At 53.9% G+C, this 20883-nt stretch carries 27 protein-coding genes and 2 tRNA genes; 28 read left to right on the top strand and 1 reads right to left on the bottom strand.

Annotated elements, in window-relative coordinates; genetic code table 11:
* The first annotated feature begins 66 nt into the window (after positions 1–66).
* From der to JD108_RS12510, 4 genes are all read left to right on the top strand, one after another.
* On the top strand, positions 67–1380 hold the full coding sequence (gene der, locus JD108_RS12525) for a ribosome biogenesis GTPase Der (RefSeq protein ID WP_198826407.1): 1314 nt from the start codon (positions 67–69) through the stop codon (positions 1378–1380).
* A gap of 15 nt (positions 1381–1395) precedes the next feature.
* Complete coding sequence (gene plsY, locus JD108_RS12520; protein WP_198826406.1) at positions 1396–2001, top strand: glycerol-3-phosphate 1-O-acyltransferase PlsY; 606 nt, start codon at positions 1396–1398, stop codon at positions 1999–2001.
* 72 nt (positions 2002–2073) lie between these two features.
* Positions 2074–3102: an NAD(P)H-dependent glycerol-3-phosphate dehydrogenase gene (locus tag JD108_RS12515; protein WP_198826405.1), complete on the top strand. Its 1029-nt coding sequence runs from the start codon at positions 2074–2076 to the stop codon at positions 3100–3102.
* A gap of 77 nt (positions 3103–3179) precedes the next feature.
* Positions 3180–3449: a stage VI sporulation protein F gene (locus tag JD108_RS12510; protein ID WP_198826404.1), complete on the top strand. Its 270-nt coding sequence runs from the start codon at positions 3180–3182 to the stop codon at positions 3447–3449.
* A gap of 118 nt (positions 3450–3567) precedes the next feature.
* On the opposite strand, the gene JD108_RS12505 is transcribed toward JD108_RS12510, so the two are convergent.
* Entirely contained in the window at positions 3568–4044 is a 477-nt protein-coding gene (locus tag JD108_RS12505) for a hypothetical protein (protein ID WP_198826403.1), read from the bottom strand.
* A 138-nt stretch (positions 4045–4182) separates the two neighbouring features.
* On the opposite strand from JD108_RS12505, the gene JD108_RS12500 reads away from it, so the two are divergent.
* The 24 genes from JD108_RS12500 (at position 4183) to aroH (ending at position 20879) form a co-directional block, all read left to right on the top strand.
* Positions 4183–4371 (top strand): DUF2768 family protein, encoded by a 189-nt coding sequence (locus tag JD108_RS12500; RefSeq protein WP_198826402.1) that lies wholly within the window; start codon positions 4183–4185, stop codon positions 4369–4371.
* Positions 4372–4384: 13 nt separating this feature from the next.
* Positions 4385–4681, top strand: a complete 297-nt coding sequence (locus tag JD108_RS12495) for a 2Fe-2S iron-sulfur cluster-binding protein (protein WP_198830104.1) — start codon at positions 4385–4387, stop codon at positions 4679–4681.
* 15 nt (positions 4682–4696) lie between these two features.
* Positions 4697–5044: a 2Fe-2S iron-sulfur cluster-binding protein gene (locus tag JD108_RS12490; RefSeq protein ID WP_198826401.1), complete on the top strand. Its 348-nt coding sequence runs from the start codon at positions 4697–4699 to the stop codon at positions 5042–5044.
* 18 nt (positions 5045–5062) lie between these two features.
* Positions 5063–5788, top strand: coding sequence for a hypothetical protein (locus JD108_RS12485; RefSeq protein ID WP_407649435.1), 726 nt, complete (start codon positions 5063–5065; stop codon positions 5786–5788).
* Between the two features lie 723 nt (positions 5789–6511).
* Positions 6512–7990 (top strand): stage IV sporulation protein A, encoded by a 1479-nt coding sequence (spoIVA, locus tag JD108_RS12480; protein WP_198830102.1) that lies wholly within the window; start codon positions 6512–6514, stop codon positions 7988–7990.
* Positions 7991–8227: 237 nt separating this feature from the next.
* Positions 8228–8500, top strand: a complete 273-nt coding sequence (locus tag JD108_RS12475) for an HU family DNA-binding protein (protein WP_198826400.1) — start codon at positions 8228–8230, stop codon at positions 8498–8500.
* Between the two features lie 189 nt (positions 8501–8689).
* Entirely contained in the window at positions 8690–9250 is a 561-nt protein-coding gene (folE, locus tag JD108_RS12470; RefSeq protein WP_198826399.1) for a GTP cyclohydrolase I FolE, read from the top strand.
* A gap of 52 nt (positions 9251–9302) precedes the next feature.
* A tRNA-Pro gene (locus JD108_RS12465) sits at positions 9303–9379 on the top strand.
* 179 nt (positions 9380–9558) lie between these two features.
* A tRNA-Pro gene (locus JD108_RS12460) sits at positions 9559–9635 on the top strand.
* A gap of 148 nt (positions 9636–9783) precedes the next feature.
* Complete coding sequence (locus JD108_RS12455; protein ID WP_198826398.1) at positions 9784–10458, top strand: lytic transglycosylase domain-containing protein; 675 nt, start codon at positions 9784–9786, stop codon at positions 10456–10458.
* A 40-nt stretch (positions 10459–10498) separates the two neighbouring features.
* Positions 10499–10741 (top strand): trp RNA-binding attenuation protein MtrB, encoded by a 243-nt coding sequence (gene mtrB / locus JD108_RS12450; RefSeq protein WP_198826397.1) that lies wholly within the window; start codon positions 10499–10501, stop codon positions 10739–10741.
* Positions 10742–10784: 43 nt separating this feature from the next.
* Entirely contained in the window at positions 10785–11300 is a 516-nt protein-coding gene (locus JD108_RS12445) for a hypothetical protein (RefSeq protein ID WP_198826396.1), read from the top strand.
* Positions 11301–11403: 103 nt separating this feature from the next.
* Positions 11404–12237: a heptaprenyl diphosphate synthase component 1 gene (locus JD108_RS12440; protein WP_198826395.1), complete on the top strand. Its 834-nt coding sequence runs from the start codon at positions 11404–11406 to the stop codon at positions 12235–12237.
* A 5-nt stretch (positions 12238–12242) separates the two neighbouring features.
* Positions 12243–12962, top strand: coding sequence for a demethylmenaquinone methyltransferase (locus tag JD108_RS12435; RefSeq protein ID WP_323958370.1), 720 nt, complete (start codon positions 12243–12245; stop codon positions 12960–12962).
* 42 nt (positions 12963–13004) lie between these two features.
* Entirely contained in the window at positions 13005–13874 is an 870-nt protein-coding gene (locus JD108_RS12430) for a UbiA-like polyprenyltransferase (protein WP_198826394.1), read from the top strand.
* On the top strand, positions 13871–14467 hold the full coding sequence (locus JD108_RS12425; protein WP_198826393.1) for a UbiX family flavin prenyltransferase: 597 nt from the start codon (positions 13871–13873) through the stop codon (positions 14465–14467). The genes JD108_RS12430 and JD108_RS12425 overlap by 4 nt, the downstream gene beginning before the upstream one ends.
* A gap of 4 nt (positions 14468–14471) precedes the next feature.
* Entirely contained in the window at positions 14472–15332 is an 861-nt protein-coding gene (locus tag JD108_RS12420; RefSeq protein ID WP_198826392.1) for a menaquinone biosynthetic enzyme MqnA/MqnD family protein, read from the top strand.
* A gap of 9 nt (positions 15333–15341) precedes the next feature.
* Positions 15342–16307: a polyprenyl synthetase family protein gene (locus JD108_RS12415; RefSeq protein WP_198826391.1), complete on the top strand. Its 966-nt coding sequence runs from the start codon at positions 15342–15344 to the stop codon at positions 16305–16307.
* Between the two features lie 111 nt (positions 16308–16418).
* Positions 16419–16862 carry a nucleoside-diphosphate kinase gene (gene ndk, locus JD108_RS12410; protein ID WP_198826390.1) on the top strand — a complete coding sequence of 148 codons (444 nt, stop codon included), beginning with the start codon at positions 16419–16421 and terminating at the stop codon, positions 16860–16862.
* A gap of 149 nt (positions 16863–17011) precedes the next feature.
* Complete coding sequence (locus tag JD108_RS12405; RefSeq protein ID WP_198826389.1) at positions 17012–17785, top strand: CheR family methyltransferase; 774 nt, start codon at positions 17012–17014, stop codon at positions 17783–17785.
* Between the two features lie 77 nt (positions 17786–17862).
* The gene (locus tag JD108_RS12400; protein WP_198826388.1) at positions 17863–18027 is read left to right on the top strand and encodes a hypothetical protein; all 165 of its coding nucleotides are present in this window, start codon (positions 17863–17865) and stop codon (positions 18025–18027) included.
* Positions 18028–18240: 213 nt separating this feature from the next.
* A complete protein-coding gene (gene aroC, locus JD108_RS12395) occupies positions 18241–19401 on the top strand; it encodes a chorismate synthase (RefSeq protein ID WP_198826387.1) in 1161 nt (386 codons plus the stop codon).
* Positions 19402–20502 (top strand): 3-dehydroquinate synthase, encoded by a 1101-nt coding sequence (aroB, locus tag JD108_RS12390; RefSeq protein ID WP_198826386.1) that lies wholly within the window; start codon positions 19402–19404, stop codon positions 20500–20502. It abuts the gene before it with no gap.
* 5 nt (positions 20503–20507) lie between these two features.
* Complete coding sequence (gene aroH, locus JD108_RS12385) at positions 20508–20879, top strand: chorismate mutase (protein ID WP_198826385.1); 372 nt, start codon at positions 20508–20510, stop codon at positions 20877–20879.
* The last annotated feature ends 4 nt before the right edge of the window (positions 20880–20883 follow it).

Raw genomic sequence — 20883 nt, 5'->3', positions numbered from 1 at the left:
GAGTCATCAGCAGGATATGGTATGATTGTCTAGTTAAAACGTAAAACGAGAGAGAGTGTGTAGGCTATGGGATTGCCAGTGGTAGCCATTGTGGGGAGACCCAACGTGGGCAAATCCACGATTTTTAATCGACTCGTCGGCGAACGAATCGCCATCGTCGAGGACAAGCCGGGCGTAACGCGCGACCGCTTGTACGGAAAAGGCGAATGGCTTGATCAATATTTTCATGTCATTGATACAGGCGGCATTGAATTTGGCGAAACCGACGAGATTTTGCTGCAGATGCGTCATCAGGCCGAGCTGGCCATCGATGAAGCGCATGTCATTATCATGATTGCCGACAGCCGCACGGGCGTGACGGACGCTGACCTGGAGCTGGCGCGCATGCTGAACCGTACCGGAAAGCCGGTCGTGCTCGCCGTGAACAAGGTAGACAACCCCGAGATGCGGGCAGAGATCTACGATTTTTATACGCTCGGGCTGGGAGAGCCGTATCCGATCTCCGGCAGCCACGGGCTTGGCCTCGGCGACATGCTGGATGAGGTGATCCGCCACTTTCCCACAAAGGGAGAAGCGGACGAAGATGAAGATGTCATCCGCGTGTCCATCATCGGACGGCCAAACGTCGGGAAGTCCTCCTTGACCAATGCGATTTTGGGCGAGGAGCGGGTGATCGTCAGCGACGTCGCCGGCACGACCCGCGATGCGATCGATACGCCGTTTGAACGCGATGGCCAGAAATACATTCTGGTCGACACCGCAGGGATGCGCAAGCGCGGAAAGGTGTACGAGAACACGGAGAAATACAGCGTGATGCGGGCGATGCGGGCGATCGAGGATTCGGATGTCGTACTCGTCGTATTGAACGGGGAAGAAGGCATTATCGAGCAGGACAAGAAGATTGCCGGCTACGCTCACGAGGCGGGCCGCGGGGTCATCATCGTCGTCAACAAATGGGACGCCCTGGAAAAGGACGACAAGACGATGATTCGCTTTACCGAACTGATCCGCGAAGAGTTCAAATACCTGGACTATGCGCCGATTCTTTATGTGTCGGCGAAGACCAAGCAGCGGGTCCACACCATCCTGCCAAAGGTAAATCAGGTGGCGGAAGCCCATGCCATGAGAGTGCCGACATCGGTGTTGAACGACCTGATTACAGATGCGACGGTCATGACGCCCCCGCCATCGGATCGCGGAAAGCGGCTCAAAATCAACTATGCGACACAGGCGTCAGTCAAACCGCCGACGTTTATCCTGTTTGTCAACGATCCGGAACTGATGCATTTCTCCTATGAGCGATACATAGAGAACAAGATACGGGAAGCGTTTGTATTTGAAGGCACACCCGTACGGATTTGGACGCGCAAAAAAACATAGGGAGAGGGAATTTCCATGATGTTTTTGTCCTTGCTGATCAGTTATTTGATGGGGTCAGTCAGCTTTAGTTATCTCATCGCGAAAAAGCTAGCAGGCATCGACATTCGTACGCAGGGAAGCGGCAATGCGGGAGCGACGAATACATTGCGCGTCTTGGGGAGGGGCCCTGCGATTGCCGTGTTGGTTCTGGATGCGCTAAAAGGGTTGGCGGCCATGGGGCTGACCTTTTGGCTGACAGACGGCAATCCGCTCGCCTATGCGCTGGCCGGACTTTTTGCGATCATCGGACATAACTGGCCAGTCTTCTTCGGGTTTCGCGGAGGAAAGGGCATTGCGACCACAGTCGGGGTGGCATTGGGCTTTTCTCCGCTTGCCTTTCTCATTTCCGGCATCATTACGATTCTGATCATTGCGATTACTCGCTATGTCTCGCTGGGGTCGCTCGTGCTGGTCACCATCCTGCCGATCTTCCTCCTGGTCTTGGGCAAGGAACCGGCTTTTATTGGGGTGAGCGCCGTCCTGGCAGTTTTTGGGTACATTCGCCATTGGAGCAATATCCGCAATCTTCTTTCAGGCAAAGAGCGTAAGCTGGGGGAAAGCGAGCAGCGGACGCTGAAATAAGAAACCAGTATACATGCACAACTTCTTTTGCGTGATATTCAGCAGAAATGTGCTGAAGTGGAGGGGGAAGCATTGAGTCTTGAAGTAGCAGTGATTGGTGCGGGCAGCTGGGGAACAGCACTGGCATCCGTTTTCGCCGATAATGGCCATCGCGTACATCTATGGATGAGAAATCCCAAGCAAGCGGAAGAGGTTAATACGCGGCATGTCAACGAAAAGTATTTGCCGGATGTCCGTCTCTCGGAGAACATTGTAGCTTCGACAGATTTGCAAGAGGTGGTCCATGGAAAGCCGGTGGTGCTTCTGGCGGTGCCGTCCCATGCGATGCGCGCGGTCACGAGAGAATTGTCGCCGCATCTGCATCCGGAGGTCTTGTTGATCCACGCCACGAAAGGCTTTGAAATGGAAAGCCTGAAGCGGATGTCGGAGGTGATCGCGGAGGAGGTATCTCCTGCGGTCGCGGAAGGGCTGGTTGTCTTGAGCGGTCCCAGCCACGCGGAGGAAGTCATTCTCCGCTCTCCGACGACAGTGGTCGTCACTTCCGCCTCTGAGGACCGCATGCTGAGGGCCCAGGTCTTGTTGATGAACAGCTACTTTCGCGTCTATACCAACCCCGATTTGATCGGTGCAGAACTGGCGGGCGCTTTGAAAAACATCATTGCGCTGGGAGCCGGGATGTCGGACGGGCTTGGGTTTGGCGACAATGCCAAAGCGGCCTTGCTCACCAGGGGCTTGGCGGAGATTACCCGACTGGGAGTCAAGCTGGGCGCGATGCCTCTCACCTTTGCCGGTCTGGCAGGGATCGGCGACCTCGTCGTGACCTGCACCAGCAAGCACAGCCGGAACTGGCGCGCAGGCTACCTGCTCGGCCAGGGAAAACCGCTCGATGAAGTGCTGGAACAGATGGGGATGGTCGTCGAGGGCGTGCGTACGACGAATGCGGCTTACGCCCTGGCCAGTCGCGAGGAAGTCAGCATGCCCATCACGACAGTCCTGTACCGCATTTTGTTCGAAGGAACCTCTCCGCGTCAAGGCGTCGAAGAGCTGATGGGCAGGGGACGCACACGTGAAAATGAGTACCTCGGCCCGTACCATACCTGAGGAATTCGCTCACCTTTTTAGGCTCCTGCACATACGTTGTAGATGTACATCAAATGTCGCAAGGAGGGCTAAGAGCGATGGGAGGCATCTCGCGCCGTTTTATGGAGACGCTGCAAAAAAAGGCTTCGAAGCAGGTGGACGAAGGGAAGCTCCGCATGTTGGCCGGCCAATTTCGGCCGGAGGACTTTGAGAATGAGGAAAAATTGCGGCAAATGATCCGGTCGCTGGCGGCCTTGAGCGGGAAGACGCTGGACGAAGAGCGGGAAAACCGGATCGTGGACATGTTCCGCAGCAATGAAATCAATCTCGGCGATGTCCAATCCCTGACAAAGCTATTGCGCCAATAGAGAAATGGGCGGTTATGCCCGTTCCATGCCAGACGATATGTCATACAGTATCACTAGGAACAATCATGGCTCTACAGGGACATGGCTGGTCTGCAGATTCAAGAAAAAAAGAGGGAGTTCATCCCTCTTTTTTTCGTTTCGAGGCGCCGCTCGTCGTTTGGCTGAGCAGGTTCTGCACCAGTGGCGACTGGAGTATGCCGAGAAGCTGTCCGATATCAAGATTGCCCAAAGGATTGCCGCCGCTGTTTTCCGCGCCTTCGCTCAGCTCTTCCACATCTGCGCTCTCAGCTGCCTGCGTGCGGGCTTTGCGCTTGTCGGCGGGAGGTTTTTCGGGCTCGCTGTTTTTGCCATTGCGCTTTCCGATGGAATCAAAGATCTCCATGGCGCCATAGAGCGTATCCATGGTCTCCTCGACCTGCCGAATCGTGCTGCTGATGCCTTTGATATTGCTGCGCATTCTCGACACAGATGTGCGCAGGTCTACCGTCTGCACCGCCTTTTTCGGGGTGACGGCGAGCGACACCTCCGCCGGCTGCTCGCTCAGCTTGCGGCTGGGCATCGGTGCGTAAGGATTTCGCCATTTTTTTGTGGTCATCAGTATCCCTCCATGTTGGGCGGATTCATCAACATAGTCTATGCGAGTGTCTAGGCCGAGGTTCAGCCGAAAAAGCGAAGACCCGCTGAAGTATGGTATAATGAAGCAAAACATAGAGAAAAGGATGCTGTCTAGATCATGCCTATCGATCCGATGACCAAGATGAACATCTCACTGGCGGCCATCGCCCTGATGTTCGTCTGCAATTTTCTGATGATTTTCGCACGAAAAACGGCAAACGGCCTGCTCCGTTTTCTGTTGAAGACGGTGGCTTTTCTGATGCTGCTGGTTACGTTTGTCATGATCATTATCGTTATCTTTGCATAAGGAGGGGCAGATGTTGAATCAATTGTCGCTTGTGACCCGTTCCGGAGAGCATCAGCTGCCTCTGGAGACGGGGAAAACGATTGTGGCCATTGCCAAAAGTCAAAAATTAGGCTGGGGATATGCGTGTGAGCGGGGGATATGCGCCCAATGCCGGACGCTGGTGATAGAAGGAGCCGACTATCTGAATGAGATCACGGAGGCGGAGAAGCTTCGCCTGAGAAAAGCGGAGCGTGCCGAAGGGTATCGGCTCGGATGTCAGATCAAAGTGGTTCAAGAGGGCAATGTGACGCTGGCTCACCGTCCGTATTGACGGGAGTGTGACGGGATGGGAAAACTTTTATTCTTGCCTGCGGGCAAATCGCTGAAAGTGCGGCCGGGCCAGACCCTCATCAGCGCGGCACGGGCAGCGCGCATCGTGATTCCGCAGCGCTGCGGAGGACATGCTTCCTGTCTGATGTGCCGTGTCGTGGTGGAAAGCGGAGAGGTGAGTGCGCCCTCGCCCCTCGAAAGGCGCAAAATGTCAGAGAGTGATCTGCAAAACGGGGTGCGGCTCGCCTGCCAAACCAAGACGACAGAGGGAAACTGCACGATCCGCATCCCCGATAGCAAGTTTAAATCGGTCGTGCAGGCGGCTCTGGAGCGGGAGCGCAGGCAAAACGAAGAAGAATGGTAGCAAGAGGGGTAACGTGTGATGTGGATGAAACCGAACAAATGGATTGTACCCGTAATGATTTTGATGCTCTCCGCGCTATTGGGCGGTTGTCTGTATCCGGAGGAGAGGAAGCAGGAGAACCAGATTCCCAGCGAATTTTACCTGGAAGCCACCCAAAAAGCGGTTGAGCAGTTCCAGCAGGAGACAGGCGTGCTGCCGATTGCCACGAAGAACATCGATACGCCGATCTTCGAGAAGTACGAGATTGACTTCCGTAAACTGATGCCGAAGTACCTGCCGGATGTGCCGGCCAATGCCTTTGAAAAGGGCGGCGTCTACAAATACGTGCTGATTGACGTCGAGACGAAGCCGCAGGTGAGGCTGATCAATCTGAGTGCGGTCAGCAAGGTAGGAGATATCCAGGCAGCCGTCGACCGTTTCCAGCGGAATTATGAGAAGCTGCCGGTTAAGGCGGATATTGGCAATGGCTATTTCTCCATCGATTTTGAAAAGCTGAGCATGAAGGAAGTGCAGATCCCGGCCATGGCCGGCAACTACCTCTTGCCGCTGGTGATGAACGCAGAAGGTAAGGTGGGCATCGATTATGCGGCGGACATCGCTACGGTTCTCCGGACTTCGCAGGCGGAGGTCCCCGCGAAGACCGATCCCCGCTATGTGATGGCGAGAGAATCGATGTTTGTCCCGGCCAAATCTTTTCCGTACGAGATGGTAGAGGGTGAACCTCGCCTGCTCAAACTACGCTAAAGCAGCTCATGATGGGCTGCTTTTTTTATTCCGGGGACCGAAGGGTTCCCCTATTTCTATGTAACGGTACTGCAGTGAGAAGAAGCATGTTTCCCTGCTTAGCTCCGGGCTACGCCCTGCTGGGGGCTTAGACTGTCCGCTCCAGTACGATTCGCGGGGGAGACGCCAAAGCAGTTTCCCTCCGCTGTCATCCCAAGGTGGCGCTCCTTTTTCCCGCAAATCGCCCCTCCGCTGGGCAGGGCTCCACAGTCGCAACGCAGGGAAACATGCTTCTTCATGTAACCATTACAGAAAATCTTGAAGGTGAATGCTACACCTTAAAAACGACTAAGTACTTTGACTAACGAGGTTTTGAAAAAATAAGCCGGAAGAAAGCAGATTATACCGAAGAAGAAGCATGTTCCCATGCGTAGCGACTTTGCGGAGCCCATCTAAGCGGAACAGCGGCCCGCGGGAAAAAGGGGCGCAACGTGGGATGGCCCCGATTCACGTCATTTTAAACAGAAAGTTGTCCTCCGCATGTTCATAAACATGAGAATAGACCGTTTGCAGACAACAAAAAAATGGCCGAATCTGGTTTTTTTGTTCTATGGATCTGATTCCCACATATATTGGTATTGTCCAAGATACTAGTACGAGTTCACGGAAAATACTGGCGGTCAGGGATAATTCGGAAAAACGGTCATAGTGTAACAATAGACAAATAGAAGGAGGTCATCGATGGTGGAACGAGTCGATATTTTTAAAGACATTGCCGAACGGACGGGCGGGGATATCTACCTGGGGGTAGTTGGCCCGGTTCGGACGGGTAAATCGACTTTTATCAAACGGTTTATGGAACAGATCGTCATCCCCAACATTCACTCGGAGGCGGAGCGGATCCGGGCGACGGATGAGCTGCCGCAAAGCGCTTCTGGACGAACAATCATGACGACTGAGCCAAAATTCGTTCCGAACCAAGCCGTCCAAGTAAACGTTACGGAAGGACTCAGCATTAACGTCCGCCTCGTTGACTGCGTCGGTTATACGGTTCAGGGAGCCAAAGGGTTCGAGGACGACAACGGACCGCGCATGGTGCATACCCCCTGGTATGAAGAGCCGGTTCCGTTTGAGGAGGCAGCGGAGGTCGGTACCCGCAAGGTAATCCAGGAGCACTCCACGATCGGCATCGTGGTGACGACTGACGGCAGCATCGCGGAAATCCCTCGGGCAGGCTATCTCGAAGCGGAAGAGCGTGTCGTCAGCGAGTTGAAGGAAGTAGGCAAACCTTTCGTTATCGTGGTCAACACGACCCGCCCGCGCTCGGATGAGACCGAAAATCTCCGCCTGGAGCTGCAGGAAAAATACGATGTGCCTGTCGTCGCGCTGTCTGTCGATCATATGTCTGAGCAGGAAATCCTGTTATTGATGAAAGAAGTGCTGTTTGAATTCCCTGTCCATGAAGTAAACGTGAACCTGCCCAGCTGGGTAATGGTACTGGAAAATGGACATTGGCTGCGCCAAAACTACGAGGATGCCGTAAAAGAAACGGTACAGGATATCCGGCGCTTGCGTGACGTCGATCGGGTCGTGGGCTTTTTCAATGAATACGACTTTGTGGAGCGCGCATCGCTTGCAGGAATGCATATGGGCCAAGGCATTGCGGAAATTGACTTGTTCGCGCCAGATGAACTGTACGACCGCATCCTGATGGAGATCGTCGGCGTCGAGATTAACGGCAAAGACCATCTCTTGACGATCATGCAAGATTTTGCGCACGCCAAACGGGAGTATGACCAGGTCGCCGAGGCTCTCCACATGGTCCGCACAACGGGCTACGGCATCGCCGCGCCGTCTCTGCACGAGATGACCTTGGACGAACCTGAACTAATCCGCCAAGGCCCGCGCTTCGGGGTGCGGCTGAAGGCGACGGCTCCTTCTATTCACATGATTCGTGTCGATGTGGAGTCGGAGTTTGCCCCGATCATCGGGACAGAAAAACAAAGCGAAGAATTGGTTCGCTACTTGATGCAGGACTTCGACAAGGATCCGCTCTCCATCTGGAATTCAGATATCTTTGGCCGTTCGCTTCACTCCATCGTCAGGGAAGGCATTCAGGCAAAAATCACGATGATGCCGGACAATGCCCGCTACAAACTGCAGGAGACGCTGGGACGGATTATCAACGAAGGCTCGGGTGGACTGATTGCGATTATCCTGTAATAGATATGACGAAGGAACTATAAATCAATAGGTCCAAGGGGGCTCCCGATGTGACGGGAAGCCTTTTTTTCTTTGTTTTCGTTTAAATTCGACAGGTGGGGGCTTGAATTTACAAGAATGGTGTATTACTATTAGCTTGTCAGAGCGGTAAAAACACCCAAAAGCGTATAAATCGCGGGGTTTCGGTTAAGAAAAGTAATACCTGTGGCCAACCTACTTTGAGGGGAGGTGAACAAAATGAACAAAACAGAACTGATTGCGAAAGTGGCTGAAACCACTGAACTGACAAAGAAAGATGCAACGAAAGCTGTTGATGCAGTTCTCGATGCAATCGCTGAAGCCTTGAAGCAAGGCGATAAAGTCCAACTGATCGGTTTTGGCAACTTTGAAGTTCGCGAACGTGCGGCTCGTAAAGGTCGCAACCCGCAAACAGGCGAAGAGATCGAAATCGCTTCCAGCAAAGTTCCTGCCTTCAAACCTGGTAAACAACTCAAGGACTCTATCAAGTAATCGTCTGCTAACAGTATCACTTACATAAAAATCCACATTTTGACAATGTGGATTTTTTCACGTTTTGACAACCTTACATACCTGCTTGTACTTTTTAAAAAGACCTTTGGCCTATCATTCGTTTTGTTTTTTTTAGGTTAGTATGGTAATATGGGCTTGTTTCGCTGTAGGAAGAGGAGGTACGGATTAATGAGCGTCGATTTGGAAAAGATTCAGACAGCCGTTCGGATGATTCTCGAAGCGATCGGGGAGAATCCGGATCGGGAAGGACTGCTGGATACACCGAAGCGTGTAGCGAAAATGTACGCGGAAGTTTTTGAAGGGCTGCAGATAGACGAGGAGAAGTATTTTGAGACCGTGTTTAGCGAGGACCATGAAGAAGTGGTGCTGGTAAAGGATATCCCCTTCTACTCCCTCTGTGAACACCACCTCGTACCCTTCTTCGGCAAGGCGCATGTGGCCTATATCCCGCGCGGAGGCCGGGTCGTCGGTCTGAGCAAGCTGGCTCGGGCGGTGGAAACCGTAGCCCGCAGACCGCAGCTGCAAGAGCGGATTACGGCGACTGTGGCAGATGCGATCGTCCGCAAGCTGGATCCCCATGGAGTCGTCGTTGTCGTCGAAGCCGAGCATATGTGCATGACGATGCGCGGCGTGAAAAAGCCAGGCTCCAAAACAGTGACGTCAGCAGTGCGCGGCATTTTTGCCAATGACCCGGCTGCCCGTGCCGAGGTTTTTAGCCTGATTAAATAGCAAATTTTTCTTGACAGTAATACTAAATTTTTTTATAGTAATGATGTAAAGTCGGGATGTGGCGCAGCCCGGTAGCGCGCACCCTTGGGGTGGGTGAGGTCCAGGGTTCAAATCCCTGCATTCCGACCATCATCATAAAAATCGATACAAACGATAAAAAACGCGAGAGTCTGGCTGAGTCCACTTCGCGTTTTTCTCTATCTTAAGAATGAACGAATGGTACGCCGAAAAAGGATTGTCTGTTCCATTTTTGGTCTTGCATGGATAGACATTCGTGTGATATACTGAATTTCGTTGAACCGAGAAATCGGGATGTGGCGCAGCCCGGTAGCGCGCACCCTTGGGGTGGGTGAGGTCCAGGGTTCAAATCCCTGCATTCCGACCATAGCATGTTACGGATTTTCAAAGAGGGAGTCTCTTGTCGCAGATGCGGCAGGAGACTTCCTTTTTTCGTTGGAAAACTTCCTATTGGCTTCCGGTTTCATCTTCACTATAATAGATGGAAGCAAGACAAGCAGAAAGGTTGTTCATGTATGAAGATGACGCTGTCTTTCCAACCAAATTTGTCGCCAGCCGCCAGGGCAAAGGGATATGAAGGCGCGATGGCTGCGTCCGCTGAGACGGGAGCAACCCCTTTTGCGGACGTATTGCAAGCGGAGCTAGCCAGCGGGCAAAGAGTGATCCGCGCCGAACAGATCATGGCTGAACTGGACGGTTCCCCGGATTGGAACTTCGAACGCCTCATCGGTACATACCCATCCAAGTCCGATGGCCAAACATCGGCTGCCCCGCAAGGAATCATGGAGAAAATTGGCAAAGTTGCCCGTTCATACGGCGTCGACGAGGCGCTCGTGCGTGAAGTGGTCCGCGCTGAATCCAACTTTAATCCGCATGCCGTATCGCGAGCGGGAGCCAAGGGCTTGATGCAGCTGATGGATGCGACAGCGAAATCGCTCAAGGTACGGGATGTCTACAATCCGGATGAGAATCTGGCCGGCGGCACCAAGTACCTCCGCGAACTGCTCGACCGCTATGACGGCAATGTCAAGGTGGCGCTCGCCGCCTACAACGCAGGACCTGGCCGCATCAGCAGGCTCGGTATCGACACAGATGACGAGCTGGAGGAAAGATTCAGTCAGCTTCCTGTGGAAACGCAAAGATATGTGGACAAGATCATGAAACGCTTGGATCAGGATCGGACATCCTAAGGATTCGGGGCAAGAGCATGGCTAGTTAGGAGGCGACAGCGTGGCACAATCACCCAATACACATCAGGATTACTTTGTTGTGAGAGCAAAAGAAAACGGCGTGCATGTCATCGGGCTGACCAGAGGGTCTGACACGCGTTTTCACCACACGGAAAAGCTGGACAAAGGCGAAGTGATGATCGCCCAGTTTACCGAGCATACCTCCGCGATCAAAGTCAGAGGAAAAGCTGTGATCTACACCCATCACGGGATTATTGACACGTCGGATGAAAAGCAGGCATAGCCTGCTTTTTTTAATTGTAGAATGATGGTGAGGAGGGATGTCTATGCCGCGCAGATTGTTTCTCGCCATTGCCGTATCCGCCTTTTTGGCTGCCATGCTCTCGTTCGTCCCGACACTCTCGATCAAACAGGCGGATGTGCCTGCTTTTCAGGCGTCCAGACCCGTAGAGTTGAGCGAACAAAATGTGGTGGATTTGTTTACATTCCTGTCCACTCATTATAAGATTAAGCGTGTAAAATGGGAAAATCCGTCGGTTTTTGTTGACTTGGCTGTGAGTCCAGGCGATGCCATCGAGCCGGGCAAGGTGTATCGTGATTTTTACAGCTTGACGCATGATGTGTTCCGTTTGACTGGCAATGTGGAGCATCTGTTCTTCCGGCTGCTGGAGCGCAAGGAGACAGATAAAAGCACTAAGCTGCTGATCGCCATCGAAGCAAACCGGCCGGACCGGGCAGCCTATGACTTGTCGCCGGACAAGATCGAGGATGTTGAAGCCCATGTCCGGTCCCGCTTCGCCGTGCGCATCGACCCTTATTTTTATGACAGGGTTAGTCCTTGACCACAGAAGTATGGTATGATGGTAGGGATGGTATTTTGCCCGCCTATCGGTAGCAGGGTAAAACCGAACGGAAAGGTAATGACCAGGTTGTGGAGGAGGACGCATGAGCAAAGAGCAGAACACATTCATAGATGAGATCCGTGCCATTATCGACCAGATCTACCAGCGAATCTCCATTTCCTATGTAGAGCAGTATGTGGACATACCGGCGATGGCAGAGAATCGTCTCGCCTTGCTGTATCTCTTTTTGCGAAATCAAGGGATGGACAAGGATCGGGCACGGACGTTCTCAGTTACAACCGGCCTCATGCAACTTGGATTGGACATGCATGAAACCGTAAAAAACACATACGGGGACTCTTTGGTAGAGGAGCGCAACCGACAGTTAACGGTGTTGGCCGGGGATTATTACAGCAGCCGTTACTATCAACTGCTCGCTCGATCGGGAGAAATCGAGGCCATCCGCGTCCTGGCGGATGCCATTCAGCGTGTAAACGAAGCGAAAATGAAGCTGTACCTGAGAGAAAAAGAAGGCAGGCTTTCTTCCGAAGAGTATCTGCAACTGCGCACGATCATTGACACCGGCCTGTATGTGGCAGTGATCGACAAGCATGCCGGGACGGAAGAGGCTCGCCGCTTCTGGCGCTCTCTCCTGGAAGAGACCGCGGCGGTCGAGTACATGATCAGCGAGTGGGAACAGTTAAAGTGGCAAGAGCAGGCGCCCATCGGTTTCTCCCGCTTCTTGCTGCAAAAACCGGGCGCGACGATCAGTCAAGTGCTAAGTGTAATCGATTCCAAAGCGACAGAGCTGCTCGACATGTGCGAGCAATTATTGCGCACCCTTCATCAGACAGAGGCCCAGGATGTCCTGACATGGATCACCTCCCGCTATTCGCACCGTGTCAATCGTCTGAGACGGGTCGTAGAGGAGATGTGATCCCCGTGGACGAAACACAAATGAAAGAGAAGGCGAAATACGTTCACAGCGTGTTTGAGAGCATTGCCGACGAGTACGACAAGATGAACAACATCATCAGCTTTGGCAGCCATATCGCATGGCGCAACTACACGATGAAGCGGATGAACATCAAGCCGGGGCAGACGGCGATTGACGTCGCCTGCGGAACCTGCGACTGGACGATTACGCTCGCCGAGGCCGTCGGCAAAGAGGGGCAGGTCGTCGGTCTTGATTTCAGCCAGAATATGCTGGATGTGGGCGCCTACAAAGTGGCGAACAAAGGCGTCGGCGGCGTCGTAAAGCTGGTGAATGGCGATGCGATGAAACTGCCGTATGAGGACAATACCTTTGACTTCGCTACCATCGGATTTGCCCTCCGCAATGTGCCGGATGTGCAAACAGTCTTGAGCGAAATGGCCCGCGTAGTCAAACCGGGCGGCAAAGTCGTTTCCCTGGAGGTGTCCAAGCCTCCTTTTTATCCGTATCGCCAGTTATTCTATTTGTACTTTTACAAAATCCTGCCCCTGATCGCCAAATGGACGGTCAACAAGTACGAGGAGTACGCCTGGCTGCCACAGTCGCTCACCAATTTCCCCGACAGCCGCGAGCTCGCCGGCATGTTCCAAAAGGCAGGCTTGGACCCGGTAGAGGTAAAGCTGTTCATGGGCGGAGTAGCGGCACTGCACATAGGGACTAAGCCCTGACGAGTCAACGGGTATCTCTTCAGTGAATAGGAAGTGTATGACGTGAGTCTTCGTAAATTAAAAATCATCTTGGAAATGATTAAATTCGAGCATTCCATTTTTGCGCTCCCGTTTGCTTTCATGGGAGCTGTTTTGGGTAAAATTGTAGTAGAGAATACGTGGCCGACCTGGACGGAAATCTTTTGGGTGACAGTCGCGATGGTAGGGGCGCGCAGTGCGGCGATGTCCCTGAACCGTTTGATCGACCGCTTTATTGATGCGAAAAATCCGCGGACCGCAACGAGAGCCATCCCTGCGGGTCTCATCTCGATAGTAGAAGTGATCGTCTTTATCGTCATTTCTTTTGCCGTTCTCTTCTTTGCGGCATTCCAGCTCAATTCGCTGGCCGTGAAACTGCTCCCTTTGGCCGTGTTTGTTCTGATTCTGTACTCTTATACGAAGCGTTTTACCTGGCTCTGCCACTTTGTCCTCGGTGTGGCGATTGGCTTCGGGCCGCTCGGCGGCTGGGTCGCGACGACCGGGCAGGTGGACGGAACGGGTCTCTTGCTGTTTATCAGCGTGCTGTTCTGGACAGCCGGCTTTGATATTATGTACGCCTGCCAGGATGCTGAGTTTGACCGAAAAGAAGGGCTGTACTCCATGCCGAGCCGCTTTGGCATCGAAAAGGCGCTGCTGATTGCACGTGCTTGCCATGTCATCACTTTCTTCGGTCTCTTGTCTCTCTATATGATCGCCGATCTTTCCCTGTGGTTTTTGGGCGGCGTGCTGATTTCCGGTGCGATCCTGTTGTACGAGCATATGCTGGTCAAGCCGACGGACCTGTCGAAGCTCGATGTCGCATTTTTCAACATGAACGGAATCTTGAGCATGGTCATGTTTACCTTTACCATGCTGGATCTGGTGATCTCATGACGGCCCAAGCATGGGCTGTCGGCATTACCGGGGCGAGCGGCGCGATTTACGGCGTCCGGGTGGTACAGGAATTGTTGAAGTGCGGGCATACGGTTCATTTGATGATCACAGAGGCGGGCTGGCAAGTCTTTCGGGATGAGCTGGACTGGGAGACGGAGGATCGCGAAGAGCTTCTGAAAGAAAAGCTCCAGCAGGATTTTCCCGGCGAACTGCGCTACTGGGGGCTGCGCGATTTCAACTGCCCGGCCGCCAGCGGCTCCTACCGCTGCCAGGGGATGATCGTCGTTCCCTGCTCGATGGGCACCCTCTCCGGCATTGCACACGGCGCTTCGGGCAATCTGCTGGAACGCGTCGCCGATGTCATGCTGAAAGAGGGGCGCCGCCTGGTGCTGGTTCCCAGAGAGACGCCATTAAACGCCATTCAATTGGAAAACATGCTTCGCTTGAGTCAACTCGGGGTCAAAATCCTGCCGGCCATGCCGGGGTTTTACCAGAAACCGCAGACGATGGACGACCTCGTGAATTTCGTCGTGGGCAAAGCGCTTGATGCCATGGATGTTCCGCACGCTTTGTTCCGGCGCTGGGGGGAATAAGAGTATGCAAAAATCCTTGCGCATCGGACAAATCCTGTACACCAACACGCTCCCGGTTTACTTTCATTTTGATCAATCCCGCTTTGAGGACCGGATCGCCTTTCTCCGCCAGGTGCCCGCCCAGTTGAATGAGGCCATGGCCCGCGGCGACATTGACGTCGGACCGATCTCCTCATTTAGCTATGCGGAGCATGCCTCGGAATACCTGGCGCTCGCCGATCTGTCCGTGAGCGCCAAAGGCCGGGTAGGATCCATTTTTCTTTTCAGCAAAAAGCCGATCGAGGAGCTGGACGGGGCGCGCATCGCGTTGACCAATACATCGGCCACATCGGTCAATTTGCTCAAGATCATCCTGCATAAGTTTTACGGCCATCAGGTGTCCTACGTTACACAGGCTCCGGTGCTGTCCGAGATGATGCAGGAATCCGACGGCGCTCTGCTGATCGGCGATGACGCCATCATGGCCATTCGCCAGCGCGTGCCGTATATGATCTATGACCTCGGGGAACTGTGGCATCGTTTTACCGGGTATTCGATGACCTTTGCGCTGTGGGCCGTGAGAAAAGCGGTGCTGGCGGAACATGCGGAGCTTTTGGGCGAGGTGCACGCCTCTTTTTTGGCGAGCAAGAAAATGTACCAGCGCAATCCGGAGCCGCTGATCGATTATGTGCATATGCACTACGGCGGGGAGAAGGCGGATTGGCGCCAGTATTTCCGGGGACTGCAGCATTCCTTTGACGATGAACAGAGGGCCGGCCTGGAGTATTTCTATCGCTGTGCGGCGGAGCAGGGACTGCTGCCCCGGCCCGTAAGCGTAGAAGTGTGGGAGAATCCGGACAGCAAAAACTACGTTGAACGAAAATAGGTGGAGCGGATGAACCTGGTCGATATCTATTTTGAAATGAAAAAAGATGTGGAGTACATCGAGAACCAACTCGAACTCTCCATTGACACGAGCGTCACGGAACTGTACCAGTCCTCCACACATCTGTTGAAGGCGGGCGGGAAGCGGATCCGTCCCGTCTTCGTGCTGCTTGGCGGCAAGTGGGGAGATTATGATGTTTCCCGTCTGAAGTACGTGGCGGTACCGCTCGAGCTGATCCACATGGCGACGCTCGTCCATGATGATGTCGTAGACAATGCGGACAAGCGGCGCGGCAGAGACACCGTGAAAACGAAGTGGGACAACAAGGTGGCGATGTACACGGGCGACTACATCCTGGCCCGTGCGCTCTCGATCGTGACCGAATTGAAGATTCCCCGGCTTCATCAGATCTTGTCGGGTGCCATCGTGGAGATGGTAAAAGGCGAGATCGAGCAAGTCCGGGCGCTGCACAGCTGGGATCAGAATTTCCGGATGTACCTGCGCCGCATCAAACGGAAGACGGCTCTCCTGATTGCGATCAGCTGCCAGATGGGGGCGATTGCGAGCGGGGCGACGGAAGAGCTGGTCCGCAAAATGTACTGGTACGGGTACAACGTCGGCATGGCTTTCCAGATTACCGACGACATCCTCGATTTCACCGGTACGGAGAAGCAGCTGGGCAAACCGGCTGGCAGCGATTTGCGGCAAGGCAACGTGACGCTCCCGGCTTTATACACGGCTCGCCACGGGAAGTCCAGCGAACAGTTTCAGAAATGGATTCGCGAAGACACCTTCTGGAACCATGTAGACGAGGCGATCCAGCTGGTTCGAAAAGACGAGGGGATTGCGTTTTCTCAGCGGCTGGCCGAGCGCTATATCGCGCGGGCGCGGCAGATCATCTCCGACCTCCCGGACAACTCGACGAAGAAATCGCTGGTGGGTGTGGCTGATTTTATCATTGACCGCAAATTTTAATGTTTTTCACGCGTTTTTCACGCGGCGCAGGTTGATTGCCGCTAATACTTTTGATAGAATTTCACATGGTGTCACAAACCAATACATAGCTATACTGGAGGCAACCTTACGATGGAAAAAACGTTTCTGATGGTAAAACCGGATGGCGTACAGCGCAATCTGATCGGTGAAATCGTTTCCCGCTTTGAGAAAAAAGGCTTTCAGCTCGTAGGAGCGAAGCTGATGAACGTAAGCCGTGAACTGGCTGAGCAGCATTACGCAGAACATAAAGAGCGCCCGTTCTTCGGCGAACTGGTCGACTTCATTACTTCCGGCCCTGTATTTGCGATGGTATGGCAAGGCAACAACGTCATCTCTACCGCTCGTTCCATGATGGGCAAAACCAACCCGGCTGACGCTGCATCCGGCACGATCCGCGGCGATTTCGCTACTTCCGTAGGCATGAATATCATCCACGGTTCCGATTCCCCGGAAAGCGCGGAGCGTGAAATCGGTCTGTGGTTTGGCGAGGGAGAAGTTCTCTCCTACGAAAAAACCATCCAACGCTGGATTTAAGCGCTGCAGCTCGGTGCTTGACCATCCGGACAAAACAGACTCCATCCCGGAGTCTGTTTTTTTTTCGCCGATTTGCAACATCTCCGGGGAGGATTTTGTCAGAATAAGGCGAATCGCAATGGTAAGTCGTCGAAAGGGGATATCGTAGGATGGATGACAGGGATTTTCTCCAATTCATCGCAAATGTAAAAAAATTAACCGGTATTGATCTCGCACTATACAAAGAAGCACAGATGAAACGTCGGCTTACTTCGCTCCGCGTGAAGCGGGGATACTCCAGCTTTGTGCAGTATTTTGAGGCCATTTCCAAAGACAAAGAGCTCTTCTACGAATTTCTCGACAGGATGACCATCAATGTATCGGAATTTTTTCGCAATCCGGGCCGTTGGGAGGTCTTGGAGAATAAAATTTTGCCGAGGCTGGCGCGCCAGTCGCCCAGGCTGAAATGCTGGAGCGCGGCATGCTCGACGGGAGAGGAGCCGTACACCTTGACGCTTCTTTTGTTGAAGCATCGCTGGGAAGCCTCCCTTTTGGCGACAGACATCGACGAAGGCGCCATCGCTAAGGCGAAGCAGGGCGTATATACGGACCGGGCCTTGCAGGATTGCCCCAAAGATCTCTTGAACAAGTATTTTCAAAAGGACAGCCTGAGCTACAGGGTGGCGGACGAGGTGAAAAACCGCGTCACGTTCCGCAAGCACAATCTTCTGGCCGACCCCTTTGAGAGCGGATTCGATCTGATCATCTGCCGCAATGTGATGATCTACTTTACCGAGGAAGCCAAGCATGAGCTGTATCAAAAATTCAGCCGCGCGCTTCGTCCGGGCGGCGTTCTCTTTGTAGGCAGCACCGAACAGATTTTTCAGCCTCAACAATACCAGTTTGAGACAGAGGATACATTCTTTTACCGAAAATTAGGGTAAAGCGGTGCCGCGCGAGTATATCCATGTCGTTTTTTCCCAACACTAGGAATAACCACTACTCATAGGGGAGGCAGCATATGGACAAGCACCAAGTCATCGAGGCATATCGGCGAGGCTTGATCACTCTCCAGGAGTGCGGACAAATCCTCGGTGCGGAAAAAACGCAGCTGGATGACCTGCTGCGTGCCGACCACCTCCGCCGCTCCATATCCAAGAGTCCCTTTATGATTGCGGACCACTAGCCAGTAGAGCATATCGGCGGACGCTTCTCTCTGAACGGGAAGCGTCCTCTCCGTATAGCGAACATTCGGGATCCATGGAGAGATTAAGCCGTTTCCCATTTTTGTATTTCCACCGGGGTAGAGGTATGATATTATAACGCTTAAAAGTGATAAAGGACAGCAACCCATATGAGGGAAGAGCAAGTGCTGCCTGCAGGATGGAGGAAGCGAGAGATGCGTTATTTAACAGCAGGGGAATCACACGGTCCGCAATTGACCGCGATCATTGAGGGTGTTCCCAGCAACCTGCCGTTTTCTGTCGATAAAATCAACGAACAGTTGGCCAGACGGCAAAAAGGCCATGGCCGCGGCAGAAGAATGCAGATTGAAAAAGATGAGGTCAAGGTACTCTCCGGCGTCCGTCACGGGTATACGACGGGGGCGCCGATCACACTGGTGGTAGAGAATAAAGACTGGACACATTGGCAGGGGATAATGAGTGTGGAGCCAGTCGAAGGCGCAGAAGAGAAACGCCGGGTCTCCCGTCCGCGTCCGGGCCATGCGGATCTGAATGGCGCGATCAAATACCATCAGCGCGATATGCGAAATATTCTGGAACGTTCCAGCGCCCGCGAGACGACGATTCGCGTGGCTGTCGGGGCTGTGGCCAGACAATTGCTGGAGGCATTCGGCATTCGCGTCGGCGGACAAGTCTTGCAAATCGGAAACGTCGTGGCCAAACGCATCGAGCTTCCTTTGGAGGAATTGATCGCCCGCACGGAGGAATCGCCGGTGCGCTGCCTCGATGAGGAAGCGGCGCCGAAGATGATGGCCCTGATCGATCAGGCCAAGGAAGAGGGAGATTCCCTCGGCGGCATCGTGGAAGTGATTGTCGAAGGCGTGCCGATCGGACTGGGCAGCCATGTCCAGTGGGATCGCAAGCTGGATGGACGCTTGGCACAGGCGGTCATGAGCATCCAGGCCTTCAAAGGCGTCGAGATCGGCATCGGTTTTGAAGCGGCCGGCCGGCCGGGCTCGCAGGTCCACGACGAGATCCTGTGGAGCGAGGAAAAGGGATACAGCCGCAAAACCAATCGCGCAGGCGGATTGGAAGGCGGTATGACGACGGGCATGCCGATCGTGGTTCGCGGCGTCATGAAACCGATCCCGACTTTGTACAAACCGCTGATGAGTGTCGATATCGATACGCGCGAAGCGTTTTCGGCGAGCATCGAGAGATCGGACAGCTGTGCCGTTCCCGCTGCGAGCGTCGTGGCCGAAGCCGTGGTCGCTTGGGAAATTGCCAATGCGATGTGCGAAAAGTTCCCATCCGACTCGCTTGACGATATGCTCGAAAACGTTAAGCAATATCGCGCGTATACGGAGAAATTTTAAATGATCCGCAATGTACTGCGGGTCGAGCTGGGCGAGCGCTCGTATCCGATCATCATCGGGGAAGGTCTTCTGCAGCAGGCGGCCACTCTGCTGCAGGAGGGGGGGATCGCCCCGGCGGCTCGCTTGTTTGTGATCACAGATGAACATGTCGCGCTGCGCTACCTGCCGCCGCTGGAAGACAATCTGAAGTCTGCCGGTTATTCGGTGCATGCTTATGTAATTCCGGCGGGGGAACAGTCGAAGAGCCTGTCGATGTATGAAAAGGTGATGACGGCCGCGATCGAAGCAGGGCTTGATCGGAAATCCGTGATCCTCGCCCTCGGCGGCGGCGTCGTCGGAGATTTGGCCGGCTTCGTGGCGGCGACCTATATGCGGGGAATCCGTTTTGTGCAGCTGCCGACCACCCTGCTTGCTCACGACAGCTCTGTGGGCGGCAAGGTGGCGATTAACCATCCCTTGGGCAAAAACCTGATCGGCGCCTTTCATCAGCCGCAAATGGTTCTCTACGATACAGCCGCCATCGCCACGCTGCCGGAAAGAGAGAGGGCAGCCGGCTTCGCTGAGGTGCTGAAACACGGCTTGATCGCCGATGAAGGCTTTGTCGCGTGGCTGGAGCAGCATGCCAGCGAGCTGTGGGATCTCGATTCAGAATTGCTCGGCAAAGCGATATTCCGCGGCTGTGAGGTCAAAGCCAATATCGTCTCGGCTGACGAAACCGAGCAGGGGCAGCGCGCCTTGCTAAATCTGGGACATACCTTTGGGCATGCCTTTGAAGCGCTCTCGGAATACAGCAGGCTGAACCACGGAGAAGCCATTTCCGTCGGCATGTGTCTGGCAGCCAAAGTGGCGGAGCGGATGCAGCTGGCTTCGGCTGGCGTATATGCGCGTACTCGGGAGCTGCTGCGCCGTTATCATTTGCCGACAGCATGGCCGCATTGGCTGGACCCAGAGGACGTGCTGGAAGTGATGAAGCGCGACAAAAAGGCGGTCGGCGGCAAGCTGGCGCTGGTGCTGCCCCGTGCGATCGGGCGGGTCGAGCTGATCTCCGATGTGGACGAAGCGCTGATTTTAACAGTCATGAAAGAAGAAGCGGGGGCATAGAGAAAATGGGAGTGCGAGGAATACGAGGAGCCATTACTGTTGAGCAGGACACGAGAGAAGAGGTCGTCTCCGCGACGAAGCAGCTCTTGGAAGAAATGGTCCAGAGAAACGGCGTCGAACCGGATGACATCGCCAGTATTTTGATTACCACCACAGAAGATGTCAAATCGACGTTTCCGGCTCAGGCTGCAAGACTATTGGACGGCTGGCAGTATGTCCCGCTGATGTGCGCGAGAGAGATACCGGTCCCGGGAAGCCTGCCTTCCTGTATCCGGGTGATGATGCTGGTCAATACCGACAAGACAGCGGCGGAGATCCACCATGTCTTTTTGCGGGAAGCAGTCAAATTGCGTCCGGACTTAGTAAATCGTGATTGACTTT

The sequence above is a fragment of the Brevibacillus composti genome (genome assembly GCF_016406105.1).
Lineage (GTDB): Bacteria > Bacillota > Bacilli > Brevibacillales > Brevibacillaceae > Brevibacillus > Brevibacillus composti.
This window is presented reverse-complemented; position numbering and strand designations above follow the sequence as displayed.